Raw genomic sequence first — 11,947 nt, 5'->3', positions numbered from 1 at the left:
CGGCCCGCGTCCGACTTGATTGGGCTTGGTGGCAACGAATTTGACGAACCTTTACCTGATCCTTGGCTCGCCAATGGGATGGTCGCCCCTGGTCGGGCGGCGCCTGCATGCCGGTTGACCTGCATGAACCATCTCTACCGAAAGTTCGGAACGTGAGCGCAATTCGTGGCGGACGACAAGTTCGCCGCAGAACAAGACTTTTGACGTCCTTGGCGGTCTGCAGCGCCGCTGTGCTGTCCTCGATCGGCGCGGCCCCCGCCCTGGACCCCGGCACCGGGGCGGGCGGCGCGAGCGCGCCGAAGATCGCCAGGACCCCGGCGGTGAAGGGCGTTTCGGCCCTGCCGAGCCGCTTCGAGAAGCCCGAGAACCAGGCGGACCGTCAGTTCCGGCCGACCAGAGCCGCGTTCCCGAAGGCGGCGGCCGCCACCGTCCGGATCGCTCCGTCCGGCGGCGCGGCCGAACTGGCGGCTCCCAGCGGGGTTCCGGTCACGATCGCCGGCGGGGCCGGCTACACCGGGCCGTCCGCGGTGGACGTCGCCGTGCAGGACCGGGGCGCAGCGGACCGGGCCGGAGTCAACGGCGTGCTGTTCTCGGTGACTTCGCGGGACGGCGGCACCGGGCGGGCCCGGGTGAGCCTGGACTACTCGTCCTTCGCCGAGGCGTTCGGCGGCGGCTACGGCGCCCGGCTGCGGCTGGTGCAGCTGCCGGCCTGTGCGCTGACCACTCCCGAGCGGGCCGAGTGCCTGACGCAGACCCCGCTGCGGTCGGCCAACGACGGCGCCGCGAAGTCGGTGTCCGCCGAGGTCCGGCTGGACGGGGTCGGCAAGGGCTCCGGCGGCGCCGTCCCGGCCTCCCTCACGCAGCCCGCCGCCGCGGCGGGCGCGCCCGTCGTGCTGGCGGCGCTCGCCGGAGCGGGCGACGACGGCGGCGGCGCGAGCGGCAGCTACGGCGCCACGAGCCTTGCGGCCTCGGGCTCGTGGTCGGCCGGCTCCTCGTCCGGTTCGTTCGGCTACTCGTACCCGATCACCGTCCCGCCGTCCGCCTCCTCGCTGGCGCCGAAGGTCGCCCTGGGCTACGACTCCGGATCGGTGGACGGGCAGACCGCCGCCTCCGACGCGCAGTCCTCGTGGATCGGCGACGGCTGGGGCATGGCCGAGTCGTTCATCGAGCGCTCCTTCGTCCCCTGCTCGGACAACCCGGGCGGCACCGCCTCCCCGGCGGCGACCTCGGACAACTGCTACAACGGCGAGATCCTCACCCTCTCGCTGAACGGGGCGACCACCTCGCTGGTCTGGGACGCCGCGAAGCAGGTGTACAAGCCCGCCGAGGACAGCGGGGAGGTGGTCAAGCACGTCACCGGGTCCGGCAACGGCTCGGGGACCTACAACACCGACTACTGGACGGTCACCGACCGCACCGGCACGGTGTTCTCCTTCGGTCTGAACCACCTGCCCGGCTGGTCGAGCGGCAAGGCCGCGACCAACTCGGTGGACTGGCTGCCGGTCTACTCCGCGCACGCCGGCGACCCCTGCTACAACGCGGCCGGGTTCTCCGCCTCGGTCTGCACCATGGGGCGCCGCTGGAACCTCGACTACGTCAAGGACCTGCACGGCAACGCGATGTCCTACTACTACAAGCAGGACGTCAACAACTACGGCGCCAACAACGCCACCGCGCCGACCGCGTACGTCCGGGACTCCCACGTCGACCACGTCGACTACGGATTCACCGACGGCAACGCGTACGGCACAGTGCCGGACCGGGTGGACTTCGCGACCGGCGACCGCTGCGTGACCTCGCCGTGCAGCCCGCTGAACACCACGACGAAGGCCAACTGGCCCGACGTCCCCTACGACCTGATATGCACCTCTTCCCCCTGCCAGGTGCACTCGCCGTCGTTCTTCTCGACGGTGCGGCTCACCTCCATCACCACCCGGCAGTACTCCCCGGCGACCTCGGCCTACCAGCCGGTGGACAGCTGGGCGCTCGACCAGACCATGCCGCCCGCCGGTGACGGCGGCGCCACCCTGTGGCTGTCGTCCATCACCCGCACCGGCAGCGACGGCCGCGGCACCGGCTCGGCCACCCCGCTCACCATGCCCTCGGTGAGCTTCGGCGGCACCGGCCTGCAGAACCGCGTCGACACCACCGCCGACGGACTGCCGGCGCTGTACCGCTTCCGGATCAACTCGGTGACCAACGAGACCGGTTCGGTCACCGGCGTGCAGTACTACCAGCCGAGCCCGTGCACCGCACCGGTGAAGCTCGATCCGGCGGCCAACACGTCGTCCTGCTACCCGGTCAGCTGGACCCCGTCCGGCTACCTGGCGCCGATCACCGACTGGTTCAACAAGTACGCGGTCCAGAAGGTCACCCAGAGCGACCCGACCGGCGGCGCGCCCGTCCAGGCGTCGTCCTACGAGTACGAGCAGGCCGCCTGGCACTACGACGACAACGAGCTGGTCCGCGCCAAGTACCGCACCTACGGCCAGTGGCGCGGCTTCGGCACGGTCACCTCGTACACCGGTGACGGGGTGAACGATCGTCAGACCATGGGTCGGACGGTCTTCCACCAGGGCATGTCCAGGAACAACGGCGGCGCCGCCGTGCTGCTGACGGACTCCCAGGGCGGTCGGCACGAGGACCTGCCCGAACTCCAGGGCCGCACCCTGGAATCCACGGCGTACACCGGCAAGGGCGGCTCGGTCGACCACTCCGCCATCACCTCGTACTGGGTCTCCCCGGCCACCGCGAGCCGGGAGAGGTCCGGACTGCCCACGCTGACCGCGACCACGGTGAAGCCCGTGGAGTCCTGGAGCCGCCAGGCGATCACCGGGGCCGGCGGCACCACCTGGCGCTCCACCCAGACCGACACGTCGTACGACGGCACCGTGTCGAGCCCGACCTTCGGGCTGGTCACCGCGGTGTACAGCCACACCGTCCCGGCCGACCCGGCATACGACCGGTGCGTCACCACCGGCTACGCGCCGGTGAACACGGCGCTCAACCTGGTCGGCCTGGTGTCCGCCACCGAGACCGACTCGGTCGCCTGCGCCGGCTTCACCCAGGGCTCGCCCGCCTCCGTACCGGGATCGGTCAACACCCTGACCGCGCCGGCCTCGGTGAACCGACCCGACCAGGTCGTCTCGGCCGGCCGCACCTTCTACGACGCGCCCGCCACCGCCGCCACCTGGCCGCAGCCCGCCGGCCCGGCGTTCCCGCAGGCCAACGTCCCGACCCTCGGCGACGTCTCGGTGCTGCAGACCGCCACCGGCGCCACCGGCGGCAACCTGACCTACACCACCACCAGCACCCAGGTGTACGACGGCATCGGCCGCCCCACCGACAGCTACAACGCCAAGGGCGCCCGGACCAGCACGGCGTTCACCGCCGACAGCGCCGGCTCGCTCACCGGGATCACCACCACCAATGCGCTGGGACAGACCGGCTCGACGGTGCTCGACCCGGCCCGCGGCACCACGCTGACCGCGACCGACGCCAACGGCGTGCAGACCACCAAGCAGTACGACACCCTCGGCCGGCTCACCGGAGTCTGGCTGGCCTCCCGGCCGACCAGCGCCCCGGCGAACCTCGTGTACGAGTACACGATCTCCAGGACCGGCGTCACGGCGGTCACGTCGAAGAAGCTGAACGACGAACTGCAGTACCAGGTCAGCACCCAGATCTACGACGCGATGATGCGCCCCCGGCAGACCCAGACGCCCACCCCGCAGGGCGGCCGGATGGTGTCGGACGCCTTCTACGACACGCACGGCTGGGTCAGTGCCAAGTACAACGGCTGGTGGGACGACAGCACGCTGCCGAACACCACGCCGGTGTCCGCGGCCGACCTGAAGAAGCAGGTGCCCAACCAGGACTTCTACGGCTACGACGGCCTGGGCCGGGTCGTCCTCGACGACTCCGAGCAGAACGGCGTGGTGGTCTCCTCCACCCGCACCGTCTACAACGGCGACCGCGTCACCGTGATCCCGCCGACCGGCGGCACCACCAGCGCCACCACCATCGACCCGATGGGCCGCACCGTCCAACTCACCGAGTACACCTCGGCCCCGACCCTGACCGCGCCCGCGGACCGGTTCACGGGCAGCTGGACGGTCAGCGGCGGCACCAGCCAGAGCATCGCCTACGGCTACGACAACCGGGGCAACCGGACGACCGTCACCGCCGGCGGCTCCACCTGGACCACCTCGTACGACCTGCTGGGCCGCGCCACCGCCAAGGACGACCCGGACGCCGGCCACAGCCAGACCCGGTACGACGCCGTCGGCCTGGTCCTGGAGGCCACCGACTCGCGCGGGAAGACCGTCAGCTTCGCCTACGACGCACTCGGACGGCAGACCGGCTCCTACGCCGCCCCCGCCGCCGCGCAGTCCGCCGCGAACCAGCTCTCCGCGCTGGTCTACGACAACTCGAACAACGCCGTCGCCGGGATGAAGTACCCCGTCGGGCACCTGACCACGGCGACCTCGTTCAACAACGGCGCGGCGTACACCGTGCAGGAGAAGAACTTCAACGTCTTCGGCTCCTCGATGGGCCAGACGGTGACGATCCCCTCCGCCGCCGAGGGCTCCACCCTCGGAACGACCTACACCTTCCAGCACACCTACACCGCCAACACCGGCCTCCCCCTGAAGGACGTGTACCCGGCCGGTGCGGGCCTCCCCGCCGAGACCGTCACCCACGGCTACGCGGGCAACCTCGACCTCCCCGACACGCTCGGCGGCACCAACGGCTACGCGCAGGGCGTCGAGCACGACGCCTACGGGCGCGTGCTGCGGGCCACCCTCGGCTCGGGCGCCAACGAGGCCTGGATCACCAACCAGTACGACCCGCACACCGGCCGGCTCACCGACCAGCTGGTCACCCGCTCCACGGCCACGCCGACCAATGTCGACGAGCAGGCCTACAGCTACGACCTGGCCGGAAACCTCACCCGGCAGACCTCGACCCGGCTCGGCTCGGCCGGCACGGTCGAGACCCAGTGCTACCGGTACGACGCGCTCGACCGGCTCACCAAGGCCTGGACGGCCACCGACACCTGCGCCGCGACCCCCACCACGGCCGCGCACGCCACCGTCGGTGACGGCATCGCGGGCGGCGCCTACTGGACCGAGTGGAGCCTCGACGCCCTGGGCAACCGCACCCAGCAGGTCGAACACTCCACCACCGGCGGCGCCGACACCACCACCGGTTACACCTACGACGGCAACGGAACCCACCAGCCGCACACCCTGACCGCCGCCGGCGCCGGCACCTCGTACCAGTACGACCCGGCCGGGAACACCGTCAGACGCACCACCCCGTCCGGCGGCACCCAGAACCTGAACTGGGACGACGCCGGCCGCCTAGGCTCCATCACCGGCGGCACCGCGGGCACCACCTCCTACGTCTACGACGCCAGTGGCGCGGTGCTGCTGCAGAAGGACCCCGGCACCACCGTGCTGTACCTGCCGGGCCAGCAGCTCTCCCTCACCGGCGGCGTGCTCAGCGGCACCCGCTACTACCCGCTGCCCGGCGGCGGCACCGCCGTCCGCACCGGGACCACCGGCGGCGCCACCGGCTACACCTTCGAGATCACCGACCAGCACGGCACCGCCGGACTCGCGCTCGACTCCACCGCGCAGAACCCGACCTGGCGCCAGTTCACCCCCTACGGCGCGCCGCGCGGCACCACCGTCGGCTGGGCCGACAACCGGGGCTTCCTCAACGCGCCCACCGACACCGACACCGGCCTCACCACCCTCGGAGCCCGCCAGTACGACCCCACCACCGGACGCTTCGTCAGCCTCGACCCGCTCTTCGAAGCCGCCCGGTCCCAACTCCTCAACGGCTACGGCTACACCGCCGCCAACCCCATCGGCCAGGCCGACCCCAGCGGCCTGATCCCCGACGGCTGCGGCACCGAGGGCGCCTGCTACGGCTACAACCCCAACAACGGCGGCTGCCCCGGCGGCTGCGGCAGCACCGCGAACCAGGTCTGGGGCGCAAGCCAGGGCCTGACCCCCAACAACGGCGGCGGCTGCAAGCCCGGCGCCTGCGGCACCGCGAAGCCCCCGCTGAGCGTCTGGGACGTCACGGCCATCCGGCGAACCATGCAGGAGTACTGGGACTACACCCACAAGAAGCACTGCTCGGGAGTCGGCAGGGGCACGACCTGCCGGACTCAGGAGCAGATCGACCGGGACAACGCGGCGAACCAGCACATGCGTTCCCGGATCGCCGACACCGCGGGCACCTTCGCCAACATGCTCGCGCACGGCACGGAGGCCGCGGCCGGGGCGATCGGCACCGTCGGCGGCGGCACCCTCGCCGCCAGTGGCGTGGCGGAGTGCGGCACCGGGGTCCTGTGTCCGGTCGGCGCGCTGTCCGTCGCCGGCGGGCTCGCCATCGCCGTTCCCAGCGCCGAGCTCGCGGTCCACGGTGCGCGCGGGCTCGGCGACGACATCCACACCCTGCTCAACCAGGCCGACTCCGGCGGCGGACTCGACATCACCGTGGAACGGGAGATGGAGCTCGTTCGCATGGTCAAGAATGCCGAGGCGGAGGGCGGCAACGCACTGGCCGGTGAGGTGACGCCGGAGGAGGCGCAGGCGGTCGGCGAGGCCTGGGTCGGCCCGGGTTTCCGCGAGTCCGACAGAACCCCTGGACTCCTCATCAGCGCCGACGGGCTCCGGCAGTACCGTCCAGCGGCTTGGAAGCCGAGCCGACCGGCACAGTATGGTGGCCCCACCTGGCAGGCCAATCTCGAGTACCGCTTCGAGAAACAGTCGGACAAGGCCATGCAGGGCGACATCCACCTCAACGTCACCGGCCTGGGAGGCGCACCGTGAGAGCCACCGTCCGGGGGTTCAGCAGCCCCGACATCGACCTGGACGAGTTCGCTCCGGAGGATCCCGAGTCGTTCGCCTTCCTGCTCCAGGCCATCGTCGGCCCGGAGGACGGGCCGGGCAGCGAGTCCCTCCAGTTCACGGTGTGCACGCCCCGTCACCTCTCGCGGCTGATCGAGGACTTGGGCGTGGTGCCGGGTCACGGGCTGGTGGTGGTGGAGACCTGCCGCCTCGACCGCGTGCTGGCCTACGTGGAGCGGATGATCGGACGTCAGACCGGTGAGGACTGGCCGGCCGTGGCCAAGAACCTCGGAAGGATCGGCACCATGGAGTTCGACGATCCGCTCTGATGTGAAAGCCCAGTGGGCCCCGCCGTACCGACGGCGGGGCCCACTGGGCTTTGTGGGGTGGGGTCAGTCGCCCGCTGCGGAGAGTTGGACCGGGGTGCCGTTGACGGTGCCCAGGACGTAGGCGGTGACGTTGCCGAGGGCCGACCAGGAGCCGGTGCCGAAGCGGACGGCGTGGTAGATGGTGCCGGAGCCGGTCAGGGCCGCGAACTGCATGGTGGTGCCGGAGCCGGTGCCGGTGGAGGCCATGGCGAGGGAGACCACGGGGCCGGGGATGCCGCCGATGGCGGCGCCGACGTCGCCGAAGGCGCCCCAGTGGCCGGTGGTGGTCCGGAGGGTGTGGACCACGGTGTTGCCGTTGTTGGTGGTGGCCATCACCTGGAGGTAGCCGTCCATGCCCGAGGCGGCGACATGGGTGGCGGGGCCGGGGTTGCTGGCGTTCGCGTACACGTCTCCCCAGCCGGCCCAGACCGCGGTGGGCGCGGCCCGCACGGTGTGCCAGAGCTTGCCGCCGGACAGCGCCACCAGCTGGAGGTCACCACCGGTGGTGGTGGCCGCGGCGACCTCGGTGAGCGGGCCGGGGGCGCCGGGGATCTTCGCGGTGAGGTCGGACCAGCCGACCCAGCTGCCGTTGGGGTGGCGCAGCGCCTCGTAGAGGTGGCCGTCGGTGCCGGTGGCGATCAGGTCGAAGTCGCCGTTGACGATCGCTGCGGCATTCACCTTGGCGATCCGTACGGAACCGCCGGGGACGAGGGTGTCGAGCGGCGCGGTGGTGCCGGTCGGCGAGCTGAAGGCGGCGGCGCCGAACGGCCGGACCTGGAACTGCAGGTCCGCACCGCCGAGGGCGGCCAGGTAGGTGGTGCCCTGGTACTCGGCCTGGGCGGCCGAGCTGAATCCGGTGCCGGGGTTGTAGGCCATGTCGGTGACCTTGGCCCAGTCGGTGAAGTTGCCGTTCGCGTTGCGCACCGTGTGGTGCAGGCTGTTGGCGCTGGTCAGCGCGGTGAGCTGGAACTCGGACGGGGACGGCGGCAGGTCGGCGAGCGCGGCGACCTGGCTGTCGGTCAGGGTCTGGTTCCAGGTCTGGACGTTGGCGAGCTGTCCGGCGAACCTGACCGACGGCGTGCCGTTGTAGAGGTACGCCCCGACCCGCAGGCCGCGGTTGTTCGGCCAGCTGCTGCTCGGGTGGGTGGACGTGCCGACCGGCACGCCGTTGACGTACAGCGTCTCCCGGCCGGTGGAGGCCTGGTAGCTGGCGGTCAGGTGGGCCCAGACGCCGGGAACGGCCGGGGTGGCGTTGGAGGCGACGATGTCCTGGGCGGGCGTGGCGGAGTCGGTGCGCGGCATCTGGAACCGCCAGCTCCGGGTGGACAGTTCCGACCAGAGGGTGAAGCTGCTGGCCAGTGCGCCGTCCTGGCTGAGCACGACGCCGCCGAGGCTGTCCGGCTTGGCCCAGACCGAGACGGTGAAGTCACGGGTCGGGTCGACCGCCGGAGTGGCGGTGGTCAGCGTGCCCGAGCCGTTGAACCGGGCGTCGGGGCTGAACAGGTCGCCGGTGCTCCAGGTGGTGTCGGCGGTACCGCTCAGCGGGAGGCCGCCGGTGGCGTCGGTCGCGGTGGTGACCGCGCCCGCGGTGCCGTTGTTCAGCGCCCAGGAGTGGCTCGCGGTGACCAGCCGTGCGCTGGTCGGCTGGTCGAGGGTGTGGGCGGTGCGGCTGAGGGTGTGGAGCGCAGCGGTGCCGTCGGCGGCCACGGTCCACAGGTCGGGGGTGCCGTCCGCGTTGGCGTCGGCGGCCTGGAGTGCGAGGTCCCGGCCGGTGTTCCAGCCGGTGGCGACCTTGGTGGCGGTGTACGTGAGGTTGCCGTTCGGGTCGGCGGCGAGGTCCTGCCACAGGTCGAGTTCACCGGTGGACCTGTTCCACAGGTACAGCGCGGTGCTCGGGCCGTTCCGGGTGGGCAGTTGACAGGTCGCCAGCGTCCACTTGTCCCAGTCGGCTCCGCCGGTGGGGGTGGTGACGTTCAGCGCGGCCGGGAACTGGAACTGGCCGAGGGTGCTGGTCGCCGCGTACAGGTTGAGCGTGTAGCCGTCGGCGCTGTCGCCGGAGACGCCCAGCAGGTCGGGGTAGCCGGTGCCGCTGCCGGAGGTGTTGCCCGCCGCGGCGAGCTGGAGCGGGTTCTGGCTGTTGATGTCCTGGAAGCTGCCGGCCGGCACGGTGTGCTCGGTGCCGTTGCGCTGGGCAGGTATGGGCGAGCCGTCGCCGGTGCCCTCCAGGACGACGGCCATGCCGGTGGCCGGGTAGTACGCGAGCACGTCCTGCAGGTTGTTGGCGGTGAACTGGCCGCTGATCACCTGGGCGCCGTCGAAGGCGGCCGGAAGTCCGGCGGTGTCGACGCCGTTGCCGTACTGGCCGAGGTTGACGGCCCCGGAGACCACGCCGGCCGGGTTCTGGAAGGCGCCCGGGGCCAGCCAGACGCCCGAGGGCAGCGTGCGGGCGCCGCCGACGGTGAGCAGGTCGGGGGCGCCGTCACCGGTGAGGTCGCCGTCGGCGGCGGGCGTCGGCGCCTTGGCGTTGAAGGTCACCGCCGCGGACTGCCCGAAGTTGCCGCTCGGGGACATGCTGGTGACGGTCAGGACGTTGGTGCGCCTGGTCGGCTTGACCTGGATGGTGGCGTTGCCGCCGTTGGCGTCGACGGTCAGCGGGCTGCCGCCGTTGAGCTGGTACTGGTAGCCGCTCGGAATCCGGTCGGGCGTGCAGGACGGCGCGCAGGCGGGCGACAGCGAGATCGGCACCGCCGTGGCGACGACGGCGCCGGTCGGCGGGGTGATGCTGGGCGCGCCCGGCCGGGTGGGGTCGAAGCGGAAGCTGCAGGTGGCGGACATCGGGCCGGTCAGGTTGAAGTCGGTGGTGGTCACCGCCCAGTCGACCTGCATCACCTGCCCGCCGGCGGCGGCCTGGAGGCTGGCCTTGGGCACCTTGTACGCCAGGGTCGAACCGGACTGCGCGGTGAGGAGGTTGGCGTCGCTGTCGGGGACGACGAGGGCGCCGGTGCTGTGGTTGACGACGTGGAAGGTCGCGCCGAGCGTCCCGCCGTTGCGGTCGGACACCCCGCCGTAGAGCCACACGTCGCCGTCGCCGACCCAGTCGCCGCCCGCGCAGGCCGTGGTGGGGGAGGTGCTCAGGACGGTGGAGCGGTCGGGCGCGTGGTTGTAGGTGGTCGACACGGTGACGGTGTTGGCGAACTTCTTCCAGCTGTCCCGGTTCTTGTCCTCGTACTGCGCCTTGAGGACGAACACCAGGCTCTGCTGGTGAGTGGCCGCCGCGTCGGCCATCACGCCGCGCAGGTCGAAGCCGACGCCGCGCGGGTCGCAGTTCGCCCCGCCGTGGAACATCTTGCTGTCGCTGCCGATGTACGTCTTGGGCGCGGGGGCGTTGTTCCAGGTGGTCGAGCCGCCGAGGCCGGACCCGTAGGGAGCGAGCCACAGTTCGGTGTTGTTGGCGGTGCAGCTGCCGGACCAGGCGCCCGTGAAGTTGATCTCGGAGGTCAGCACGTTGGAGTCCCAGAGCGCCGGGTCGACGCTGACCTGCATGTACGACCGGGCGGTGAAGTACGGGGTCTCCCAGCCGTTGTAGCCCACCCGCAGCACGTCGTTCGTGTTGTAGGCGGCCTGGTTGGGGTAGGTCGAGTTGGTCTGCGCCCAGCCCTGCCGGTTGCCGGCGGCCGCCGACGGGTAGAACGTCGGGTCGATGTACAGCGGGTACGCCGTCTCCGCGGCCCCGAGCATCGCCCCCGGGACGAGGCTGATGCCGTCCGCGGTCACCTCGGTCGCGATCGGGGCGGCGTGGGCGCCGTCGCCGGGGCCCGCCGCGGAGGACTCGACGGGTGCGCCGGACTGCGCGCCGATCGCGAGGCCGGTGACCCGGTCCCGGACGGCGGCCGCCGGCTGCGCCGCGGCCTTCGCGGAGTCCCACATCATCGGTGCGGGCGCGGTGAAGGCCTGATGGCCGGAGCGGTCGGCGGCGATGATGTTGCCTCCCGCGTCGGCGCTCAGCTGCAGGCCGGCCGAGGGCTCGGCCGACAGGGTCAGCTTCTTGAGCGCGGGGTTGGCGGCCGCCTTCGCGTCCTTGACGATCAGCACCTCGGAGAAGCTGCCCCGGGTGTCCGCGGTCACCCGGAGGTCCACGCCCGGAAGGACTTCCGGGTAGGTCGCGGTGGCTCCGGACAGGGTCGGCGCCGGCAGGTTCACGGGCAGGCCGATCGCGAGGCCGTTGCCGCGGTGCGCCATCGTGGCGAGCGGGCCCCTGCCGCCGCCGGAGAGGGTGAGTTCACTGGTGGTGGCGGTCGTCGTGATGGTGCCGTCCGCGTTCCGGCGGAACGTCGGGTCGAGGTCGGTCCACGTGGTTCCGACCCGTTTGCGCACCGGTACCAGCGACTGGTTCTGCGTGAACGTCCCGTCGGCGTGGGCGGTCAGCGTGCTGGTCTCGGAGGTGGCGGCGGTGGCCACAACGTCCTTCCCGGTCGCGTGGGCCTGTGTCTGGGCCTGTTGGAGCGTCACCGGGGAATCGGCGGGTGCCGCCCCTGGGGCGACCGGTGCGGCCACCGCGGTCGGCAACGCGAAGGTGCCGGCGAGCAGCAGGCTCAGGCAACCGGTCGCCCCGGCGGTGCGCGACACCGCGCGCCACCCGGAGGTGTTTCTAGGCATTGACGTGCATCTTTCCGTGCGCGAGGGCGATCTGCCCCCGGACCAATCGGCACC

3 protein-coding genes are annotated in these 11,947 nt (G+C 71.8%); 2 read left to right on the top strand and 1 reads right to left on the bottom strand.

The window, feature by feature from the left end; genetic code table 11:
- Positions 1-209 precede the first annotated feature (209 nt).
- Together CG736_RS38365 and CG736_RS36130 are read left to right on the top strand one after the other, a co-directional pair.
- Entirely contained in the window at positions 210-6,851 is a 6,642-nt protein-coding gene (locus tag CG736_RS38365; protein WP_157815542.1) for an RHS repeat domain-containing protein, read from the top strand.
- Positions 6,848-7,198 carry an Imm8 family immunity protein gene (locus CG736_RS36130; RefSeq protein ID WP_157815541.1) on the top strand — a complete coding sequence of 117 codons (351 nt, stop codon included), beginning with the start codon at positions 6,848-6,850 and terminating at the stop codon, positions 7,196-7,198. Before CG736_RS38365 ends, CG736_RS36130 begins: the two co-directional genes overlap by 4 nt.
- Positions 7,199-7,261: 63 nt before the next feature.
- On the opposite strand, the gene CG736_RS12265 is transcribed toward CG736_RS36130, so the two are convergent.
- Positions 7,262-11,893, bottom strand: a complete 4,632-nt coding sequence (locus CG736_RS12265) for a LamG-like jellyroll fold domain-containing protein (RefSeq protein ID WP_157815540.1) — start codon at positions 11,891-11,893, stop codon at positions 7,262-7,264.
- Positions 11,894-11,947 lie beyond the last annotated feature (54 nt).

This window comes from Kitasatospora sp. CB02891, assembly GCF_002803145.1.
GTDB lineage: Bacteria > Actinomycetota > Actinomycetes > Streptomycetales > Streptomycetaceae > Kitasatospora > Kitasatospora griseola.
This window is presented reverse-complemented; position numbering and strand designations above follow the sequence as displayed.

What these genes read in the sequence shown, in the direction of transcription:
- CG736_RS12265 (WP_157815540.1), bottom strand. Translation starts at nt 11,893, where the DNA reads ATGCCTAGAAACACCTCCGGGTGGCGCGCGGTGTCGCGCACCGCCGGG.